The organism is Tateyamaria algicola (assembly GCF_047715485.1).
Classification (GTDB): domain Bacteria; phylum Pseudomonadota; class Alphaproteobacteria; order Rhodobacterales; family Rhodobacteraceae; genus Tateyamaria.
Genome location: NZ_CP180422.1, coordinates 78,351 through 96,935, shown reverse-complemented (window position 1 = coordinate 96,935; position 18,585 = coordinate 78,351). Strand labels below are relative to the sequence as shown.

At 64.2% G+C, this 18,585-nt stretch carries 20 protein-coding genes; 9 read left to right on the top strand and 11 right to left on the bottom strand.

The annotated features are described in order from the left end of the window. Positions 1-199 precede the first annotated feature (199 nt). On the bottom strand, positions 200-2,215 hold the full coding sequence (tkt, locus tag ACMHLQ_RS02705) for a transketolase (RefSeq protein WP_415403226.1): 2,016 nt from the start codon (positions 2,213-2,215) through the stop codon (positions 200-202). A 301-nt stretch (positions 2,216-2,516) separates the two neighbouring features. Here tkt and ACMHLQ_RS02700 point away from each other — a divergent pair, with 301 nt between their 5' ends. After that, on the top strand, positions 2,517-3,002 hold the full coding sequence (locus tag ACMHLQ_RS02700) for a hypothetical protein (RefSeq protein WP_415403225.1): 486 nt from the start codon (positions 2,517-2,519) through the stop codon (positions 3,000-3,002). Further along, positions 3,002-3,394 carry a cell division protein ZapA gene (locus ACMHLQ_RS02695; RefSeq protein ID WP_415403224.1) on the top strand — a complete coding sequence of 131 codons (393 nt, stop codon included), beginning with the start codon at positions 3,002-3,004 and terminating at the stop codon, positions 3,392-3,394. The genes ACMHLQ_RS02700 and ACMHLQ_RS02695 overlap by 1 nt, the downstream gene beginning before the upstream one ends. A gap of 124 nt (positions 3,395-3,518) precedes the next feature. Here ACMHLQ_RS02695 and grxD read toward each other — a convergent pair whose 3' ends face one another. The 3 genes from grxD to ACMHLQ_RS02680 are packed head-to-tail and all read right to left on the bottom strand — an operon-like array spanning position 3,519 to position 4,436. Continuing rightward, on the bottom strand, positions 3,519-3,881 hold the full coding sequence (gene grxD / locus ACMHLQ_RS02690) for a Grx4 family monothiol glutaredoxin (RefSeq protein ID WP_415403223.1): 363 nt from the start codon (positions 3,879-3,881) through the stop codon (positions 3,519-3,521). A 1-nt stretch (position 3,882) separates the two neighbouring features. Beyond that, positions 3,883-4,197 carry a hypothetical protein gene (locus ACMHLQ_RS02685; RefSeq protein ID WP_415403222.1) on the bottom strand — a complete coding sequence of 105 codons (315 nt, stop codon included), beginning with the start codon at positions 4,195-4,197 and terminating at the stop codon, positions 3,883-3,885. After that, positions 4,194-4,436, bottom strand: a complete 243-nt coding sequence (locus tag ACMHLQ_RS02680) for a BolA/IbaG family iron-sulfur metabolism protein (protein ID WP_415403221.1) — start codon at positions 4,434-4,436, stop codon at positions 4,194-4,196. Before ACMHLQ_RS02680 ends, ACMHLQ_RS02685 begins: the two co-directional genes overlap by 4 nt. A 313-nt stretch (positions 4,437-4,749) precedes the next feature. On the opposite strand from ACMHLQ_RS02680, the gene ACMHLQ_RS02675 reads away from it, so the two are divergent. The 6 genes from ACMHLQ_RS02675 (at position 4,750) to ACMHLQ_RS02650 (ending at position 11,097) form a co-directional block, all read left to right on the top strand. Next, a complete protein-coding gene (locus tag ACMHLQ_RS02675) occupies positions 4,750-5,721 on the top strand; it encodes an XdhC family protein (RefSeq protein WP_415403220.1) in 972 nt (323 codons plus the stop codon). Next, positions 5,718-6,710: a molybdopterin-binding protein gene (locus tag ACMHLQ_RS02670; RefSeq protein WP_415403219.1), complete on the top strand. Its 993-nt coding sequence runs from the start codon at positions 5,718-5,720 to the stop codon at positions 6,708-6,710. The genes ACMHLQ_RS02675 and ACMHLQ_RS02670 overlap by 4 nt, the downstream gene beginning before the upstream one ends. Before the next feature lie 111 nt (positions 6,711-6,821). After that, positions 6,822-7,307 carry a (2Fe-2S)-binding protein gene (locus ACMHLQ_RS02665; protein WP_415403218.1) on the top strand — a complete coding sequence of 162 codons (486 nt, stop codon included), beginning with the start codon at positions 6,822-6,824 and terminating at the stop codon, positions 7,305-7,307. Between the two features lie 90 nt (positions 7,308-7,397). Next, positions 7,398-9,758 carry a xanthine dehydrogenase family protein molybdopterin-binding subunit gene (locus ACMHLQ_RS02660; protein ID WP_415403217.1) on the top strand — a complete coding sequence of 787 codons (2,361 nt, stop codon included), beginning with the start codon at positions 7,398-7,400 and terminating at the stop codon, positions 9,756-9,758. Between the two features lie 94 nt (positions 9,759-9,852). Then, entirely contained in the window at positions 9,853-10,641 is a 789-nt protein-coding gene (locus ACMHLQ_RS02655) for an FAD binding domain-containing protein (RefSeq protein ID WP_415403216.1), read from the top strand. A gap of 87 nt (positions 10,642-10,728) precedes the next feature. Then, positions 10,729-11,097: a RidA family protein gene (locus ACMHLQ_RS02650; RefSeq protein ID WP_415403215.1), complete on the top strand. Its 369-nt coding sequence runs from the start codon at positions 10,729-10,731 to the stop codon at positions 11,095-11,097. Positions 11,098-11,156: 59 nt separating this feature from the next. On the opposite strand, the gene infC is transcribed toward ACMHLQ_RS02650, so the two are convergent. After that, entirely contained in the window at positions 11,157-11,708 is a 552-nt protein-coding gene (gene infC, locus ACMHLQ_RS02645) for a translation initiation factor IF-3 (protein ID WP_415405347.1), read from the bottom strand. A 203-nt stretch (positions 11,709-11,911) separates the two neighbouring features. On the opposite strand from infC, the gene ACMHLQ_RS02640 reads away from it, so the two are divergent. Continuing rightward, positions 11,912-12,913, top strand: coding sequence for a phasin family protein (locus ACMHLQ_RS02640; RefSeq protein ID WP_415403214.1), 1,002 nt, complete (start codon positions 11,912-11,914; stop codon positions 12,911-12,913). Between the two features lie 79 nt (positions 12,914-12,992). Here the strand turns inward: ACMHLQ_RS02640 and ACMHLQ_RS02635 are convergent, their stop codons facing one another. The 6 genes from ACMHLQ_RS02635 to cysG form a co-directional block, all read right to left on the bottom strand. Continuing rightward, complete coding sequence (locus ACMHLQ_RS02635) at positions 12,993-13,844, bottom strand: ferredoxin--NADP reductase (RefSeq protein WP_415403213.1); 852 nt, start codon at positions 13,842-13,844, stop codon at positions 12,993-12,995. Between the two features lie 114 nt (positions 13,845-13,958). After that, positions 13,959-14,369 carry a DUF934 domain-containing protein gene (locus tag ACMHLQ_RS02630; protein ID WP_415403212.1) on the bottom strand — a complete coding sequence of 137 codons (411 nt, stop codon included), beginning with the start codon at positions 14,367-14,369 and terminating at the stop codon, positions 13,959-13,961. Continuing rightward, positions 14,366-15,097 (bottom strand): phosphoadenylyl-sulfate reductase, encoded by a 732-nt coding sequence (locus tag ACMHLQ_RS02625; protein WP_415403211.1) that lies wholly within the window; start codon positions 15,095-15,097, stop codon positions 14,366-14,368. The genes ACMHLQ_RS02630 and ACMHLQ_RS02625 overlap by 4 nt, the downstream gene beginning before the upstream one ends. Positions 15,098-15,124: 27 nt before the next feature. After that, a complete protein-coding gene (locus ACMHLQ_RS02620) occupies positions 15,125-16,789 on the bottom strand; it encodes a nitrite/sulfite reductase (protein WP_415403210.1) in 1,665 nt (554 codons plus the stop codon). Further along, positions 16,789-17,088, bottom strand: coding sequence for a DUF2849 domain-containing protein (locus ACMHLQ_RS02615; RefSeq protein ID WP_415403209.1), 300 nt, complete (start codon positions 17,086-17,088; stop codon positions 16,789-16,791). Before ACMHLQ_RS02615 ends, ACMHLQ_RS02620 begins: the two co-directional genes overlap by 1 nt. After that, positions 17,089-18,495, bottom strand: a complete 1,407-nt coding sequence (gene cysG, locus ACMHLQ_RS02610) for a siroheme synthase CysG (RefSeq protein WP_415403208.1) — start codon at positions 18,493-18,495, stop codon at positions 17,089-17,091. Positions 18,496-18,585: the final 90 nt, after the last annotated feature.

Below are 18,585 nucleotides of genomic sequence, written 5' to 3'. Positions count from 1 at the left end.
AGGTTCGAATACCGGGCGACTGGGGCAGCTTCGTGATCAAAAGGCGACCTTGGTTTGTCCGTTAGGATGGGGTCAGCCTCCAAACGGCTTTCCGCGGCGTCCAATAACCTCACCCGGTCCGGGGCCTGAAACGTGATGATCAACGAAAAAGGCCCCCGCATATGGCAGGGGCCTTACATTTGTCTGGTTGCAGTTGTGCTTAAAGCAGCGCTTTGGCCTTTTCCACGATGGTCGCAGCCGTGATGCCGAATTTCTCGAACAACACGTTGGCCGGGGCAGAGGCCCCAAAGTCGTCCATGCCGACGAAATCCGCCTTCTTGGCATTGCCACGCTCGCCCAGCAACCAGCGATCCCAGCCCTGGCGCACCGCCGCCTCGACCCCGACGCGCACGGCACCCGCAGGCAGGACCTTGCGGCGATAGCTTTCGTCCTGCGCGGCAAACAGCTCCATGCAGGGCATGGATACGACGCGGCAGCCGATCCCGCCATCTTGCAGGATGTCGCGCGCCTCCAGTGCGATGGACACTTCCGAGCCTGTGGCGATCAGGATCACCTGGCGCTTGCCCTCTGCCTCGGCCAGCACATAGGCACCTTGCGCGGTCATGTTCTTCAGCTTGTGTTCGGTGCGCACGGTCGGCAGGCCCTGACGGGTCAGGGACAGGACCGACGGCGTTTCGGTGGACGAGAACGCCAGTTCCCAGGCTTCCGCCGTTTCCACCGCATCCGCCGGGCGGAACACGTGGGTATTGGGGGTGGCCCGGCTGATCGCCAGATGCTCGACCGGTTGGTGGGTCGGGCCATCTTCGCCCAGGCCGATGCTGTCATGGGTCATCACAAAGGCCGTGGGGATCTTCATCAACGCCGCCAGACGCATGGCAGGGCGGGCATAGTCGGTGAAACACATGAACGTGCCGCCATAGGGGCGGATGCCGCCATGCAGGGCCATGCCGTTCATCGCGGCGGCCATGCCATGTTCGCGAATGCCCCAATAGATATAGCGCCCACCACGATTGTCGGTATCAAAGACGCCCAGATCACCGGTCTTGGTGTTGTTCGATCCCGTCAGGTCGGCCGAGCCGCCCACGGTTTCGGGCATGATCGGGTTGATGACTTCCAGCGCCTTTTCCGAGGCGGCGCGTGTGGCAAGCTTGGGGGCGGCCTCGCTCATCTGTTTCTTGAAGGCCTTGACCGTCGCGCTCAGCTTCTTGGGTACCTCGCGGGCGAGGGTGCGGTTGAACTGCGCCTGCTTGTTGCCCGAGATACCGGCAAAGCGCGCTTCCCACGCGGCGCGGGCCTCGCTGCCGCGCGCGCCAATCGCCTCCCAGGCCGATTTCACATCCGCAGGCACGTCGAATGGGCCGGTGGTCCAGCCATAGGCGGCCTTGGCAGCGGCGTTCTGATCCGCGTCTGTCAGCGCGCCGTGCCCTTTGGAGGTGTCCTGTGCCGCGTGACCCAGCGCGATGTGGGTCTTGCAGGCGATCATCGTGGGCTTGCCCTGGCCTTTCGCCTTGGTGATGGCGGCATCGATTGCGTCGGGGTCGTGGCCGTCAATCTCGATCACGGCCCAGCCTGCGGATTTGAAGCGCTGGGGCTGGTCGGTGCTGTCTGCCAGCGATACGGGGCCGTCGATGGTGATGTTGTTGTTGTCCCAGAACACGATCAGCTTGGAAAGCTGGTGGCGCCCGGCCAGCGTGATCGCCTCCTGGCTCACGCCTTCCATCAGGCAGCCGTCGCCTGCGATGACATATGTATGGTGATCCACGATCTTCTTGCCGTACTGGGCGCGCAGGATCTCTTCGGCCATGGCAAAGCCGACGGCGTTGGAAATGCCCTGACCCAGGGGGCCGGTCGTGGTCTCGATCCCCGATGCGTGACCGTATTCGGGGTGACCGGCGGTGATCGCGCCCCATTGGCGGAAATTCCTGACCTGCTCCAGCGTCATGTCGGCATAGCCTGTCAGGTGCAGCAGGGAATAAAGCAGCATGGACCCGTGGCCCGCCGACAGGATGAACCGGTCGCGGTCCGGCCAGTTCGGGGCCGAGGCGTCGAATTTCAAGTGCTTTTCGTAGAGAACCGTGGCCACGTCGGCCATCCCGATGGGCATGCCCGAATGCCCCGAATTGGCGGCGGCAACCGCGTCCAGGGTCAGCGCACGGATGGCGGTCGCCTTGGACCAGTGATCGGGATGGGCGGTGCGAAGGGCTGTGAGATCCACGAGCGAAGTCCTTTGGGCAAGAAGAGTTGAGGCTGCATATCAGCCAAGGCCCAAAGATCAAGATGATCCGGCACGCTGCCCGGACGCGCCTGACGTGGCGAACGGGGGCAACCGGCACTTCAATGCCGCCGCGCAAGTGTCTGATCGCAAAGGGGGGCGCATTTCCCATAGGCATTGGCTAGACTGCGATGCAATCGGGCGGTGCAGCGATTCGCGTGTGCCGCCCGCGAAAAAAGACGCAAAACCGCGGCGCCAAAGCGCCAGATGACGACATGAGGACGACAAGGGGACGGGCAACGAGATGAGTGAGATTGACAGCCTACAACAGCGGCTGACCGCGGCCATGGACAGGATTGCCGGTGGTTTGGGCAGTTTGAGCACGGCATCGGGCGAAGACAGTGCCGCGCTGCAGGCCGCACTGGACGATGAACGTGTGGCCAATGCCCAGCTGACCGAGCGGGTGCGCAAGCTGTCTGAACGGCAGGAAAGCGCGCAGGCCGAGGCGGGTACCGCCGCCGAGGCCGCGCAAGCGCGGGTAGCCGAGCTGGACCTCGAATTGCAGCGCCTGCGCAAGGCCAACGAACAGCTGCGCGAGTCCAACGCCGCCCTGCGTACCGCGAACGAGGAAGGGGTGGGCGAGCCGCACCTGATCAACAAGGCCATGATGGCTGAACTTGAGGGACTGCGCGCCGCGCGCGCGGCGGATGTGGCCGAGGCCAGCAGCATCATCGGCGCGCTGGCGCCGCTGCTCGATCAGCTTGAGACACCGGATGAGGAGGACGCCTGATGCCTGAGGTGACGATTTCGATCGGCGGGCGCCAATTCGCCGTGGCCTGCCAGGAGGGCGAAGAGAGCTATCTGCACTCCGCCGCCAAGATGCTGGATGACGAGGCGCAGGTGCTGGCCGATCAGGCCGGGCGCATGCCCGAGGCGCGGATGCTGCTGATGGCCGGGCTGATGCTGGCGGACAAGACCGCAAGCGTCGAAGACCGGATCAGCGAGGTCCAGGCGCAGCTGGCCGAACGCGAGGCCGAACTGGAGGGGCTGCGCACCATGGGCGCGCCGGAGCCCGAGCGGATCGAAGTGCCGGTGATCCCGGCGGCCGTGACCGAAACGCTGGCGGAACTGGCCGCGCGGGCGGAGGCGCTGGCCGCGGATGTGGAAGAGAAAGCGGGCTGACAGGTAAGGCGCAGCTCGCTGCGCCAGAGCCACAGCGCATGATGTGACCAAAAGGAAAGGCGTGCCCATGGCACGCCTTACTCTATTTTTGTAAGGCGCACCTTGGGTGCGCCGCCGCCCTGTATCAGCCGTTGGCTTCGCGGATCTTGTCGGCGGCGTCCTTGTCATAGGTCACGCCATTCTCTTCAAACAGCGTGTCCAGCTCACCCGACAGGGTCATTTCGGTGATGATGTCGCATCCGCCCACGAACTCGCCCTTGACGTAAAGCTGGGGCACGGTGGGCCAGTCCGAAAAATCCTTGATGCCCTGGCGGATCGCCTCGTCGGCCAGCACGTTCACATCGGCAAATTCGACACCCATGTAGTTCAGCACCCCCGCCACGCGGCTGGAAAAGCCGCATTGCGGCATCGACTTGGTGCCTTTCATGTACAGCACCACGTCATTGGCCTTGATGGTCTCGGAAATCGTTGCGTTTACATCGCTCATGTCAGGTATCTTTCTTGATATAGGCGCTGTGATAGCGCGCGGCATAGGTTTCATCTTCGGGCATCGGCGCGATCTGTGTGCTGGAGGCGCTGGCAAAGCTGTCGCCCAGCTTGGTGCGTTTCGTCGCGATCACGTGGCTGCGTTCCAGGGCGTCGTTCTTGCGGCTCACCTGGTTGACCAGGTCCAGGTCCGTCGCTTCCATCCCCAAGGGCACGGCGCGGGTCTGACCCATCTCGACGCGTCCCGGGCGGCGCGCGGCCAGGGGGCGGCGCTGGCGGAGAAACGGATAGGTTATGAAGGCCCAGAATGCGGTCATGCAGGCGCTTTCGTGGTCAGCGCCAGCGCGTGCAATTCCCCGTGGCTGCCATCCATCTTGCCCTTGAGCGCCTTGGTCACCGCGCGGTGTTGCTGGACACGGTTCATGCCCGCAAAGGAGGCATCGATCACCTCGGCGGCATAATGGTTCCCGTCGCCCGCCAGATCGGTGATGGTGATCTGCGCCTCGGGAAAGCTTTCGCGGATCAGCTCTTCGATTTCTTGGGCTTGCATGGGCATATAGGGTATCTCCGGACCTGTCCTGTCTTGATTTAGGGCGGTGCGCCGGGGCGTGCAAGCATTTGCGGGTCGACCAAGGTGGGGTTGTATCCCGGTACAGGCTGGGATTACGCTTCGGGCTCACCAAACCAGCAGGTGCAGACCCACCCCCGATTGACCGCGTGCCTGACAGATCGCCCCACGGCCCCCAAGCAAAACAGACGTATCCCCGCAAGCGGGGCCCCGCGTCGGTTTCCCTTGGCCGCCGCGTGTCGTTCCGTCCGTCAGCGTCCAAGCGAGGGCGGCTCCGAACCAGCAGATGTGGAGAGAGACGATGACGACATCCGTCGAAACGGCACCCGAACAGGCCCTGAAGTGGCACCAGGCGGGGCAGGGCGCGGCCCTGGCCACCGTGGTGCAGACCTGGGGCAGCGCGCCGCGCCGCGCAGGCGCGCAGCTGGTGGTTTCCGGCACGGGCGAAATGATGGGCTCGGTCTCGGGCGGCTGTGTCGAGGGGGCCGTGGTCGTCGAAGCGATGGAGACGCTGGGGGACGGCGGCTCCCGAATGCTGGAATTCGGCGTCAGCGACGATGACGCCTTTGCCGTGGGTCTGGCCTGTGGTGGCACGATCAAGGTGCTGGTGGAACCGGTGGGCACGGCCATGTCGGCCGATCTGCTGGGCGACCTGGTCGCCGCCCGCGCCGCCCGCACTCCGGTGGCCTATGTGGCCGACCTTGAGTCCGGCGCGCGCCGCCTTGATCGCACGGGCCATGCCGCCCGGTTTGCCGCCGACCGCACCGGCGTCGAAGAGGATGGGCGCACCTTTGTCGCCATCCACAACCCGCCCCTGCGCCTGGCCATTGTTGGCGCTGTGCACATCGCGCAGGCCCTCGTGCCCATGGCGCGGATTGCGGGCTATGACCCCGTGGTGATCGACCCGCGCGCCGCCTTTGGCTCCGAGGCGCGCTTTCCCGGAGAACGCCTGCTCAACGACTGGCCGGACGAGGCGTTGGCCGAGGTTGGTCTGGACACCCGCACCGCCCTTGTGCTGCTGACCCACGACCCCAAGCTCGACGATCCGGCGCTGCATATCGCGCTGAATTCGCAGGCCTTCTATATCGGCGCACTGGGATCCACACGCACCCATGCCAAACGTGTGGCCCGGCTGGAAGAGGCCGGATTTGGCCCCGACCAGATCGCGCGCATCAAGGGGCCTGTCGGCCTTGACATCGGGGCCGCCAGCCCGCCCGAAGTCGCCGTGTCGATCCTTGCGCAGATGGTGCACACCCTGCGCCAACGCCCATGAAGTTCGGCCCCGTTCCCTTGCCCGACGCCCTTGGGGCGACGTTGGCCCATTCGATGGTCGGGGCGGCGGGGCGTGTGCCCAAGGGCACGGTGCTGACGCAGGCGCATCTGGCCGACCTTTCTGCGCAGGGGTATGACACGCTGGTTGTGGCCCGGCTGGGCCCGGAGGATGTAGAGGAAAACGCCGCCGCACACCGGTTGGCCCAAGCCATTGCACCCGATGCCGCGGCGCAGGGTCTGCGCATCTCGGCTGCCGGGGCGGGCCGCGTGAACCTGTTTGCCGACACGCCCGGCATCGTGTCCATCGACACCGCTGCTGTCACCACGCTCAACACCGTGGATCCGATGATCACGCTGGCCACCGTGCCGCCGTTTCACCGCGTGGATGCAGGCACCATGGTCGGCACGATCAAGATCATTGCCTATGGCGTGGATGCGGCGCATCTGGACACGGCCTGCGCGGCTGCGGCGCGCGCCGTTTCTGTCCTGCCGCCGCGCTACCGCACGGCCACGCTGATCGAAACGCAGGTCGGTGAAACGGTGCTGCCCATCAAGGGACGCGCGGCCCTGACCGGACGGCTTGACCGGATGGGCATGACCCTGACCCCGCGTGTGCTGGTGGGGCATCAGACTGCTCCGCTGGCTGACGCGATTGCCGCCGCGCCGGGCGAGGTCGTGTTTGTGCTGACGGCCTCTGCCACCTCCGACCCGCATGATGTGGCGCCCGAGGGCCTGCGCGCCGCCGGTGGCTCGGTCACTGCTTACGGGATGCCCGTGGATCCCGGCAACCTGCTGTTCTTTGGCGATCTGGGGCCGAAACCGGTCATCGGCCTGCCGGGGTGTGCGCGCTCGCCTGCGCTCAATGGCGCGGATTGGGTGCTGGAGCGGCTGATCTGCGGCGTGGAGCTGACGCAAGAGGACATCTCGGCCATGGGGGTGGGCGGGCTGCTCAAGGAAATCCCGACGCGGCCTCGCCCGCGCAACGCCTAAGCACCTGCGCGATATTGCGATTTCGCCGCTTGCGCGAAGATTTCTGTTCTCATGGCGCAGGTCGCGTGTTTAACTTGCTCCCAACAAGGCAGACAATAAAGGGAGGATGTCATGGCACAGGTCTCAATGACCGTGAATGGAAAGGCTGCGTCTGGCGAGGTCGAGGGGCGCACGCTGTTGTCGTCCTTCCTGCGGGATCAGCTGAAACTGACGGGGACCCACGTGGGCTGCGATACCTCGCAATGCGGGGCCTGCGTGGTGCATGTGGACGGCGTGGCGGTGAAATCCTGCACGATGCTGGCCGCCGAGGCGGACGGGGCCGATGTGGCCACGATCGAAGGGCAGGCGAACGTCGACGGCTCGCTCAACGTGATCCAGCAGGCGTTTCAGGACCATCACGGCCTGCAATGCGGCTTTTGCACGCCCGGCATGGTGATGTCGGCGGCGGCCCTGCTCAAGGACAACCCCAAACCGTCCGAGGGCGAGGTGCGTGAATACCTCGAAGGCAATATCTGCCGCTGCACGGGCTACCACAACATCGTCAAGGCGATCATGGCCGCATCCGGTCAGGATGTCGGGGCCATCGCGGCAGAGTAACACGGGAATTCCTCGGCCCGGATATCCTTTCGGGCCGATAGTCAGCAGGCGCGCGGGGAGGCGCGCCACGCCAACAGGGAGGAATACAATATGCCAAAAGACGGAGGCATCGGCGCCAGCAGCAAACGGCGCGAGGACGTACGGTTTCTGACAGGGGTCGGCAACTACACGGACGACATCAACATTCACGGGCAGGCGCATGTGTTTTTCCTGCGCTCCGACATCGCCCACGGCACGATCAACGGCGTGGACACGTCCGCTGCTGCCGCCATGCCCGGCGTGGTGCGCATCTTTACCGGAACGGACTTTGAGGGCGTGGGCGGCATGCCCTGCGGCTGGCAGGTGACGGACAAGCATGGCCAACCCATGCAGGAACCGGGCCACCCCGTGCTGGCTCAGGGCAAGGTGCGCCATGTGGGCGAACCCATCGCCGCCGTCGTGGCTGAAACGCTCGAACAGGCCCGCGACGCGGCCGAGGCGATCACGCTCGATATCGCGGAACTGCCCGCCGTGGTGGACATGAAGGCGGCGCTGGAAAGCGGCGCGACCAAGGTCCACGACGATCTCGACAACAACCTCTGCTATGACTGGGGCTTTGTTGAGGAAAACAAGGCCGCCACCGACAAGGCCTTCGAGGATGCGGCGCATGTGACCTCACTCGAACTCGTCAACAACCGCCTCGTCGCCAACCCGATGGAGCCGCGCGTGGCGGTGGGCGACTATGCCCGCGGCACGGACGAACACACACTCTATACCACATCGCAAAACCCGCACGTGATCCGCCTGCTGATGGGCGCATTCGTGCTGGGCATCCCGGAACACAAACTGCGCGTGGTCGCCCCGGATGTGGGCGGCGGCTTTGGCACCAAGATCTTCCACTATCAAGAGGAAGCGTTTTGCACCTTCGCCGCCAAGGCCTGCAACCGGCCCGTCAAATGGACGTCGAGCCGGACAGAGGCGTTCATGTCCGACGCTCATGGCCGCGACCACGTCACGAAGATCGAACTGGCGCTGGACGGCGACAACAACTTCACCGCGCTGCGCACCGAAACCCACGCCAATATGGGCGCGTATCTCAGCACCTTTGCACCTTCCGTGCCGACATGGCTGCACGGCACGCTGATGGCAGGCAACTACAAGACGCCGCTGATCTATGTGAACGTGAAGGCGGTGTTCACCAACACCGTGCCGGTCGACGCCTATCGCGGGGCAGGCCGCCCCGAGGCGACCTTCCAGCTGGAACGCGTGGTGGACAAGGCCGCGCGCGAATTGGGCGTCGATCCCATCGCGCTGCGACGGCAGAACTTCATCACCGAATTCCCCTACGCCACGCCTGTGGCCGTCGAATATGACACCGGGGACTATCACGCCACGATGGACAAGCTGGAAGAGATGGGCGATTTCGCCGGTTTCGCCGCGCGCCGGGCCGAGAGCGAGAAGAACGGCAAGCTGCGCGGGCTGGGTGTGAACTGCTATATCGAGGCCTGCGGCATCGCGCCGTCTAACCTCGTCGGGCAACTCGGCGCGCGTGCTGGCCTCTATGAATCCGCCACCGTCCGCGTGAACGCCACCGGCGGTCTGGTCGTCATGACCGGCTCGCACAGCCACGGGCAGGGGCACGAGACTTCCTTTGCCCAGGTCGTCGCCGAGATGATCGGGATCGACGAAAACATGGTCGAGATCGTGCACGGCGACACGTCCAAGACACCGATGGGCATGGGCACCTATGGCTCCCGCTCCATCGCGGTGGGCGGCTCGGCCATGGTGCGCGCAACCGAAAAGATCATCAACAAGGCGAAAAAGATTGCCTCCCACCTGCTCGAAGCCTCCGAGGCGGATATCGAGCTGAAGGACGGCGCATTCTCGGTCGCAGGCACGGACAAGTCCGTGGCCTGGGGGGATGTGACGCTCGCCGCTTACGTGCCCCACAACTACCCGCTCGAGGATATTGAGCCGGGGCTTGAAGAAACGGCGTTCTACGATCCGTCGAATTTCACATATCCGTCAGGGGCTTATGCCTGTGAAGTTGAAGTGGATCCGGACACCGGCAAAGTGTCGATTGAACGGTTCTGCGCGGCGGATGATTTCGGCAATATCATCAACCCGATGATCGTCACGGGCCAGGTCCATGGCGGGCTGGCGCAGGGCATCGGGCAGGCGCTGCTCGAAAACTGTTCCTATGACGAAAACGGCCAGTTGCTGAGCGCATCCTACATGGATTACGCGATGCCGCGCGCCGACGATCTGCCGATGTTCGACGTGGATCACTCCTGCCAGACGCCCTGCACGCACAACCCGCTGGGCGTGAAGGGCTGCGGTGAGGCCGGGGCCATCGGCTCGCCACCATCCGTCGTGAACGCGGTGGTCGATGCGCTGCAATCGGCGGGCAAGGACGTGACGCATATCGACATGCCACTGTCACCCGACCGTGTCTGGGCAGCGATGCAGTGATCTGAGAGGGTAGGACCGGGGGCCAGCCCCCGGACCCCCGGAGTTTATTTGGCAAGATGAAGAGGATCATGTTGCCGAGAGAAAGGTCTGAGAGATGTATAACTTCGAGTTTGAAAAGCCCGGCACGGTTGCGGATGCGGTCGCGGCCCTTGGCGCCGAGGACGCGCAGGCACTGGGGGGCGGGCAGACCCTGATCCCCACGCTGAAACAGCGCCTGGCGAGCCCCTCGACGCTGGTGAGCCTTAAGGGCATTTCCGAGATGCAGGGTGTCTGCAAGGGCGATGATGGATCGGTCTGCATTGGCGGGGCGACAAACCACGCCACTGTCGCGGCAGAGGCGGGCGACTATCCCGCACTGGCCGCCACGGCTGCCCATATCGGCGATCCGGCGGTGCGTAATCGGGGCACCATTGGCGGCTCGCTGGCCAACAACGACCCGTCTGCCTGCTATCCGGCCGCCGCGCTGGGATCGGGCGCGACCATCGTGACCAATAGCCGCGAGATTGCGGCGGATGACTATTTCCAGGGCATGTTCACCACGGCGCTAAACGAGGGCGAAATCATCACCGAGGTGCGGTTCCCCGTGCCGGAAAAGGCGAACTATCAGAAGTTCGTGCAACCCGCCTCGCGCTTTGCGCTGGTGGGGGTGTATGTGGCCAAATACGCCGATGGCGTGCGCGTGGCGATCACCGGCGCCAGCAATGACGGCGTGTTCCGCTGGGCCGAGGCCGAGGCGGCGCTGTCGGCGAACTTTTCGCCGGATGCGATTGATGGGTTGAGCCTGAGCGGGGATGACATGATTTCCGACCTGCACGGCACCGGCGCGTACCGCGCGCATCTGTGCGGGGTCATGACCAAGCGGGCGGTGGCTGCTGCCAGCTGACGCTGCCCTTGGCGACACTAGTGGGGATCCGGGGCATCGCACCTCGGGTCCCCTTTGCATGTCTGGTATTTGGCCCGGAGGGCACGCATGGCACCGCCATCCATTGAACGCACCATCGCGCCCGTGCAGGGCCGCAGCCTAGCGGTCGCCCATGGCGGCACCGTCTATGCGGTGGCTTATGACCCGGACGCGGCGACAGGGATCGCGGCGCAGACCCGCAATGCGCTCGCCTTTCTGGATGCGCGCCTGGCGGAACTGGGCAGCGACAAGGCCGGTCTGTTGCAGGTCACGATCTATCTGCAGGACATGACGATGAAACGGGCGATGGACGTGGTCTGGTGCGACTGGGTCGGCCCGCAGGACAACTGGCCGCAGCGGGCTTGTGTCGGGGCCGATCTGGGGGATGGTGGCGTGAGCCTGATCGAGATTGTCGCGATCGCCGCACAGCAGGGCTGAGCCGGGCCAACAAAAAAGGGCCGGAAAACTCCAGCCCTTTCAATGCATTGCAGGTCCGATCAGCCCTTTTGCGGCAGGGGCCCGATCAGCATGACCATCTGGCGGCCTTCCATCTTGGGAAAGTTCTCGATCTTGCCATGCTCTTTGGTGTCTTCGGCCACCCGCTCCAGCAACTCGCGGCCCAGATTCTGGTGCGCCATCTCGCGGCCACGGAACCGCAGCGTCACCTTCACCTTGTCGCCGTTTTCAAGGAACTTGAACACGTTGCGCATCTTGACGTCATAGTCGTTGGTGTCGGTGTTGGGCCGGAACTTGACCTCTTTGATCTCGATGATCTTCTGCTTCTTGCGGGCCTCGGCCTCGCGTTTCTGCGTCTCGTATTTGAACTTGCCAAAGTCCATGATCTTGCAGACCGGGGGATTGGCATTGGGCGAGATTTCAACGAGGTCGAGCCCGGCCTCATCAGCCAGATCCATGGCACGGGCGGGGGACACGACGCCGACATTTTCGCCATCGGCGCCAATCAGGCGGATTTCTGTTGCGCGGATCTTGTCGTTGACGCGGGGGCCGGTGTCGCGTTGCGGCGGCGCGTTATGGGGTCTGCGAGCGATGGTGGTTGTCCTTGGATTGTTGCAGAAAATTGAGGCCAGAACGTACCCCTTGGTCCGGGCATCTTCAACCCTCGAATTCGGCCATACTGCGCCGAAATGGCGTATTTTCCCCCTTGCACCTTTCCTTTGCCGCGCGCATCTGACAGCGCAGAAGACGAAGCTGCGTTGAATGCGTTTCGTGCTAGCCGAAAAGGACGGGGAAAATGAAAAATCTGATTTGGATCGTTGTGGCCGTGGTCATCGCGGGTGGGGCCTATCTGCTCTATTCGGGCCAGACACCGCAACAGGCGCTGAACGAAGCGGCCGAGGCCGTGAACGCGCCCGAGGCACTGGAAAGCGCCAGTGACGCCGTGGGCGAGGCTGTCGAAGCCACCGAAGACGCGGTCGGCGATGTCGTTGAAACCGCCACCGAAGCGGCCGAAGCCGCCGCCGAAGAAGTGAACGAAGCCGCCGAAGCGACAGCCGAGGCCGCGACAGAGGCCGTGGACGGTGCAGTCGATGCGGCCACGGACGCCGCACAGGCCGCCGTCGAAACGGGCGAGAATGCTGTGGACGCGGCCAGCGATGCGGCATCGGATGCTGTCGACGCCGTGAGCGAAACGGCCAATGAAGCCGTGGATGCGGCAACAGATGCGGCATCGGACGCGGTTGAGGCAGCCACAGACACCGCAGCGGATGTGGGTGAAGCGGTCAGTGAAACCGCAAGCGAAGCGACAGAAGCGGCCACCGAGACGGCCAGCGAAGCCGCAGCAGCCGTGAGCGAGACCGCAAGCGAAGCCACAGAGGCCGCGACCGAGACAGCTACCGAGGCGACCGAGGCAGCCACAGAAACGGCCACCGAAGCAGCCGAAGCGGTGAGCGAGACCGCAAGCGAAGCCACAGAGGCCGCGACAGAGACAGCGACCGAAGCGGCAGAGGCCACAACTGAGGCGACCGAAGCCACAACCGAAACCGCCGCCGAAGCAGTCGAGGAAGCCGCTGCAACCGCAACAGACGGCACCGAAGAGGTCGCAACAGATGGCGGCATCGCCGATCTGCTGACCGTGGATGGGTTCAACTTCGACAAAGTGTCCGAGATGATCGACAACTCGGAAATCGGCGCGCTGCAGAAAACCACGCTCAAGGCGGGCCTGCAGCAGGCACAGGACAACCCCGAACTGCTTCAGGGTATCCTCGACCAGGTGAAAGAGGCGATGGGCCTCTGATCCACCGATCAGTCTGACAAAACGAAACCGCGCCCCCGAACAGGAGGCGCGGTTTTTTCATGGCCCAAGGGGGCGTGCCTCAGTCGAGGAAGGCCTTTTCGACCACGTAATGGGCAGGCTTGGAATTGGCGCCTTCCTCCAACCCGTAATCCTCGAACATCTCCTTCAGCTCGAGGTTGAAAGCGAGATTGCCGCAGATCATCGCGCGGTCGGTCTCGGGGTTCAGCGGTGCCACACCCAGATCCGCAAACGCCTCGCCCGATTTCATCAGATCGGTGATGCGACCCATCTTGGGGCTCTCCTCGCGGGTGGTGGTGGGGTAATACTTGATCTTCTTCCAGAAGTCCTCGCCGATGACCTCGTTCAGCAACTCGTCGTCTTTCAGAGCGGCGATCAGGTCACGGCCATAGGTCAGCTCGCCCACCTCGCGGCAGGTATGGGTGATGATGATCTCGTCATAATCCTCGTAAGTCTGCGGCTCGCGCAACAGCGAGGCAAAGGGGGCAAAGCCGGTGCCGGTGGCAAAGAACCACAACCGCTTGCCGGGCAGAAGCGCGTCATGCACCAGCGTGCCCACGGGCTTGGGGCGCAGAATGATCTCGTCCCCGACCTTGATGTGTTGCAGGCGCGAGGTCAGGGGGCCATCAGGCACCTTGATCGAATAGAACTCCAGTTCCTCGTCCCAGGACGGCGAGGCGATGGAATAGGCGCGCAGCAGCGGCTTTTGCTTGCCGGTCTCGGGATGGGGGTCCCCCATCAGCCCGATCATCACGAACTCGCCCGAACGAAAGCGCAAGGAGGCGGGCCGTGTCACCCGAAAGGAAAACAGCCGGTCTGTGTAATGCTGAACGTCCGTGACGGTCTGGGCATCGGGCAGGGTGGGGGTGGCCTTTACGGCGGTGGTTTCGTTCACGGGGGTTTGCTCGGTCATGTATGTGTCAACGCAGGTTTACACCCACGTCCCTCAATTTAGGAAGGGTTTTCTGTGGCCGCGATAAGGCGAAACGCCGCGCGCAGCCTTGATCTGGATCAGGGTGGTGGGATGTCAGTGGTTGGAGGCACCGCGCAGGCGGGCCTGATAGTCATGCTCCTGCCAATTGGCGCGGAACTGCCATTGGTCCTCGGGCTGGCGGGCGGCAAGGGCCTGTGAAATCTCGACCTCGTCAAAGCCTGACCGGCGCGCCATCGCGTATTGGTCGGAAATCACGTGGCCGTGGGCGCGCAAGCGGCCCTGATAGCCGCGCAGACGCAGCATGCGCGCGATGGTAAACCCGCGCCCATCGGCAAAGCTGGGGAAATCGACGCGGATAATCTCGGCACTCAGCGGGATGGTGTCGGGATCGGCATCGCTGGGCACGTCAAGGGCGACGGCATCATTGGCGCACTCGCCCAGCGGGGTATAGCCGCGATCCCACGTGTCGGGGCCAAAGCCCTGGTCTGTCACTAGAATTGTCATGTCGTTGCTCCTACGCGCACCATCTTGCCGTTCACAAAATGGATGCCACATTCGTCCTTATCCGTATCGCGCCACCGCCCGGCGCGCGCGTCTTCGCCCGTGGCCACCTTCGACGTACAGGGCGCGCAGCCGATGCTGGGATAGCCTTGGGCCACCAGCGGATGCCGGGGCAGGCGGTTTTCGTCCATGTATTCGGCCACATCCTCGGGCGCCCAGCGGGCCAGCGGATTGACCTTGATCCGGCCCGTGCCATCCTCGACCTCGAAAAACTCGAGGCTGGCGCGGCTGCCCGACTGGTAGCGTTTGCGCCCGGTGATCCAGCCGCTATGCGTGGCCAGGGCCGCTTGCAGGGGCCGTGTCTTGCGCACGGCGCAGCAGGCATCCGTGTCGCGCTGATGCAGCGTGTTGTACGGGTCCTGCGCCGCCAGATCGTCCGCCCGGATCACGGTCACGTTTTCGAGGCGCAGCCGCTCGGCCAAGTCCTGCTGATAGACCAGCGTTTCGGCAAACAGCATCTCTGTGTCGATGAAGATCACCGGCACGTCCCGCTTGATCATGGCCGCCAGGTGCAACAGCACCACCGACTCCGCCCCAAAGCTGGAGACAAGCGCAATGTCCGGCACTGCCTCGAACGCCGCGCGCAGCACGTCCGTCGCGCCGTGATGGGTCAGTCGCGCGTTCAGCGCGCTGACCATCACATGCGCCTCGGGCTGAGTTGGGCCGTGCATATTTGGGGAACAATGAAGCATGGGCGCTTACTCTGCTGCCACCTTCGTTTCGGGATAGAGCGCGGACTTGAAGGGGGCCATGCCGATGCGTTTGTAGGTGTCGATAAACGCCTCTTCCTCGCTGCTGCGCAGGTCGAGATAGGTGTCCACGATCCGCTCGACCGCCGGCACGATGTCGTCTGCCGAAAAGCCAGGGCCGACGCGGTCGCCAACGGCTGCGGTTTCGGTGTGATCGCCGCCCAGCGTGATCTGGTAGTTTTCCACACCCGCTCGGTCGAGGCCGAGGATGCCAATATGCCCCACATGGTGGTGCCCGCAGGCGTTGATGCAGCCCGAAATCTTGATCTTCAGCTGCCCGATCTCGTGCTCGCGTTTCAGATCACCAAAGGCGGTCGCGATTTCCTGCGCGATGGGGATCGAGCGGGCCGTGGCGAGCGCACAGTAGTCCATGCCGGGGCAGGCGATGATATCGCTGATCAGCCCGATATTGGCCGTCGCCAGCCCCTCGGCGCGCAAGGCCGAGTAGATCGACGGCAGGGCCGCCTTGTGCACATGGGGCAGGATCACGTTCTGCTCGTGGCTGATCCGGATTTCGTCATAGCCATAGGTTTCAGCCAGATCGGCGATCAGGCGCATTTGCGCGGCCGAGGCGTCGCCGGGGGTTGCTCCGTGTTTCTTCAGGCTGATCGTCACGATGGCGTGGTCGGCATCGCGGTGGTCGGTCACGTTCGTGTCGCTCCAGGCGCGGAAGGCCGGATAGGTTTGCAGCGCGTTGGTATAGGGCGCCGTGTCTGCCGTGACAAAGGCGGGCGGGGCGAAATGGCCCTCGATCTCGCGCAGCATCTGCTGATCCACGCCCGAGAAGGCTTTGCGCGTCTCGACAAAGCGCTCCTCGACCAGGCGGCGGATCTCGTCGATGCCGTGTTCATGCACGGTGATCTTGATGCGCGCCTTGTACTTGTTGTCGCGTCGCCCGATCTGGTTCCAGACCGACACGATGGCCTCGAGGTAGGGCAGCAGATCCGCTTCGGGCAGGAAGTCGTTGATAACCTTGCCAATCATCGGGGTGCGGCCGAGGCCACCGCCCACAATCACCTCGAACCCGCGCGCACCATCACGTTCCAGCATGCGCAGGCCAATGTCGTGCGCCTTGGTCACGGCGCGGTCATTGGGGGAGCCGGTGATGGCGATCTTGAACTTGCGCGGCATGAACTGGAATTCGGGGTGGTCGGTCGACCACTGGCGCAGTAACTCGGCCACGGGGCGCGGGTCGGCAATCTCGTCCGCCGCAGCGCCTGCGAAATGGTCGGCGGTCACGTTGCGGATCGTGTTGCCGGAGGTCTGGATGGCGTGCATGCCCACCTCGGCCAGCGCGTCGAGCATATCGGGCACGTCCTTCAGCGCGGGCCAGTTGTACTGGATGTTCTGGCGGGTGGTGAAGTGGCCATAGCCCTTGTCCCAGCGCTCCGCGATCTCGGCCAGCTTGCGCATCTTGGCGCTGCTGAGCGTGCCATAAGGGATGGCAACGCGCAGCATATAGGCGTGCAATTGCAGGTAGAGCCCGTTCATCAGGCGGAGCGGCTTGAACTCGTCTTCGGTCAGCGCACCGGAAATCCGGCGCTCGACCTGGGCGCGGAACTGGGCGTTGCGTTCGGCGAGGAACGCGGTGTCGAATTCGGAATAGCTATACATCACTGCAGCTCCACTTGCTTGCCATGGGCGTAATTGCTGGGTCCTGTCGCGCGAAACTCTTCGCGGAAATGGGTGGGGGCGGGGACGCCGTCGGTCACGGCCACATCGGCGAGGTAAGCGCCCACAACGTCATCGACCTGCTGACTGGCCTCGATCAGGCGCAGATCGGCATCGGCCTCGTCAGTCAGCACTTCGGCCTCTTCCAGACGGCGGGTCCAGCCGGTGGCGGTCTGATAGATCACGTCGCCAGCCAGCAGATCATTGGCGGTGACGACCTTGGGGGTAAAGACTTTGGGCATCTACAGGGCCTCCTGTGCGCGCTGTGGCATGGGGATCTCGGGCAGGGCCGCCTGCGCCGCGCGGGGCGCAAGACCGATAAAGGTTAGGGCCGGGCCGTCCAGACCGGCCTGCGTGATGGTCGGCTCCATCTCGGCCAGGGTTGTGGACAGCACGCGCTGATCGGCGCGGCTGGCGTTTTCGATCACGGTCACAGGCGTGGCCGGATCAATGCCGTGCATCAGCAACCGCCCTTGGATGAAGCGGGCCGATTTCTTGCCCATATAGACGGCGGCAACCTCGCCTGGGGCGGCCAGCGCCTTCCAGTCGTGATCGGCAAAGCCTTTCATGTCATGCCCGGTCAGGAACCGCACCGAACTGTTGCGCCCGCGTTTGGTCAGGGACTGGCCGATCGAGGCAACAGCGGCTGAGGCCGAGGTGATGCCGGGCACGATATGCCAGTCAACGCCCGCTTCCGTGACGGCGTCGATCTCTTCGTCGAGACGGCCAAAGACAGTGGCATCGCCCGATTTCAGGCGCACGACTTGGCTGCCCTTCAATCCGTGTTCCACGATCAGATCATTGATCACCTCTTGCGGGGTCGAGGGGCCAAAGGCCTCCTTGCCCACGTCGATCATGGTCGCCTCGCGGCGGGCGAGTTCGAGGATTTCGGGGCTGATCAGGCGGTCATAGATGACCACATCGGCCTCATCCAGCGCGCGCCGCGCCTTGAGGGTCAGCAATTCGGGATCGCCGGGGCCTGCGCCGACAAAGGCGACATGGCCCTTGCGTGCATCCTTCATCAGGTGATCGGCCAGCAGGGTGTCGAGGGCGGGTTGCACCGCCTCAACGCCTGACGCAATCGCCTTGGGGCCTGCGTTGAAATAGTAGTCGCGCCAGAAATCGCGGCGCGGGCGGCCAAAGGGCAGGGCGTCCGCGGCCTTGCGGAACGCCTTGCCGATGGCGGCAAGGGTGCCAAGGCCCTGGGGCAGGCGCTCTTCGAGGTCGGCCTTGATCGCGCGGGCCAGCACGGGCGCGGCCCCCTCGGTGCCGATGGCGACGGTGACCGGGTCGCGGTCCACGATAGCGGGGGTGATGAACTGGCTGTCGGCCAGGTTGTCCACGATATTGACCAGCGCGCCATCCGCATGGGCGATGGCAGCGGTGCGCTTGTCCTCAACCTCGTCCTCGTCAGCAGCATAGAAGAGCGCGGCGCAAAGCGTATCGCCTGGCTCCATCGCGCGCGCGATCAGGCGCAGCTTGCCCGCATCGGCCCATGCCTTGATCTGATCATCGGCTGCGGGCGCAAAGACAGTGATGTGGGCCGTGGTCTTCATCAGCAGGCGCAGCTTGGCCAGCGCGGCATCGCCACCGCCCGACAGCACGATCCGGCGGCCGGATGTGTTCAGGAAGATCGGAAAGTGGTTCATGACGTGGCCCTCGGGTGGCTGTTTCGTCCCCTCAATATAGAATATTGTTCTGGTTTGTTGCCACCACGCGGCGTAGATAAGGATGAATGT

What these genes read in the sequence shown, in the direction of transcription:
- ACMHLQ_RS02650 (WP_415403215.1), top strand. Translation starts at nt 10,729, where the DNA reads ATGGCACCGCCATCCATTGAACGCACCATCGCGCCCGTGCAGGGCCGC.
- ACMHLQ_RS02655 (WP_415403216.1), top strand. Translation starts at nt 9,853, where the DNA reads ATGTATAACTTCGAGTTTGAAAAGCCCGGCACGGTTGCGGATGCGGTC.
- ACMHLQ_RS02680 (WP_415403221.1), bottom strand. Translation starts at nt 4,436, where the DNA reads ATGCCCATGCAAGCCCAAGAAATCGAAGAGCTGATCCGCGAAAGCTTT.
- ACMHLQ_RS02660 (WP_415403217.1), top strand. Translation starts at nt 7,398, where the DNA reads ATGCCAAAAGACGGAGGCATCGGCGCCAGCAGCAAACGGCGCGAGGAC.
- ACMHLQ_RS02700 (WP_415403225.1), top strand. Translation starts at nt 2,517, where the DNA reads ATGAGTGAGATTGACAGCCTACAACAGCGGCTGACCGCGGCCATGGAC.
- ACMHLQ_RS02620 (WP_415403210.1), bottom strand. Translation starts at nt 16,789, where the DNA reads ATGTATAGCTATTCCGAATTCGACACCGCGTTCCTCGCCGAACGCAAC.
- ACMHLQ_RS02665 (WP_415403218.1), top strand. Translation starts at nt 6,822, where the DNA reads ATGGCACAGGTCTCAATGACCGTGAATGGAAAGGCTGCGTCTGGCGAG.
- ACMHLQ_RS02685 (WP_415403222.1), bottom strand. Translation starts at nt 4,197, where the DNA reads ATGACCGCATTCTGGGCCTTCATAACCTATCCGTTTCTCCGCCAGCGC.
- ACMHLQ_RS02615 (WP_415403209.1), bottom strand. Translation starts at nt 17,088, where the DNA reads ATGCCCAAAGTCTTTACCCCCAAGGTCGTCACCGCCAATGATCTGCTG.
- grxD (WP_415403223.1), bottom strand. Translation starts at nt 3,881, where the DNA reads ATGAGCGATGTAAACGCAACGATTTCCGAGACCATCAAGGCCAATGAC.
- ACMHLQ_RS02630 (WP_415403212.1), bottom strand. Translation starts at nt 14,369, where the DNA reads ATGACAATTCTAGTGACAGACCAGGGCTTTGGCCCCGACACGTGGGAT.
- ACMHLQ_RS02695 (WP_415403224.1), top strand. Translation starts at nt 3,002, where the DNA reads ATGCCTGAGGTGACGATTTCGATCGGCGGGCGCCAATTCGCCGTGGCC.
- ACMHLQ_RS02675 (WP_415403220.1), top strand. Translation starts at nt 4,750, where the DNA reads ATGACGACATCCGTCGAAACGGCACCCGAACAGGCCCTGAAGTGGCAC.
- ACMHLQ_RS02670 (WP_415403219.1), top strand. Translation starts at nt 5,718, where the DNA reads ATGAAGTTCGGCCCCGTTCCCTTGCCCGACGCCCTTGGGGCGACGTTG.
- ACMHLQ_RS02625 (WP_415403211.1), bottom strand. Translation starts at nt 15,097, where the DNA reads ATGCACGGCCCAACTCAGCCCGAGGCGCATGTGATGGTCAGCGCGCTG.
- cysG (WP_415403208.1), bottom strand. Translation starts at nt 18,495, where the DNA reads ATGAACCACTTTCCGATCTTCCTGAACACATCCGGCCGCCGGATCGTG.
- ACMHLQ_RS02635 (WP_415403213.1), bottom strand. Translation starts at nt 13,844, where the DNA reads ATGACCGAGCAAACCCCCGTGAACGAAACCACCGCCGTAAAGGCCACC.
- ACMHLQ_RS02640 (WP_415403214.1), top strand. Translation starts at nt 11,912, where the DNA reads ATGAAAAATCTGATTTGGATCGTTGTGGCCGTGGTCATCGCGGGTGGG.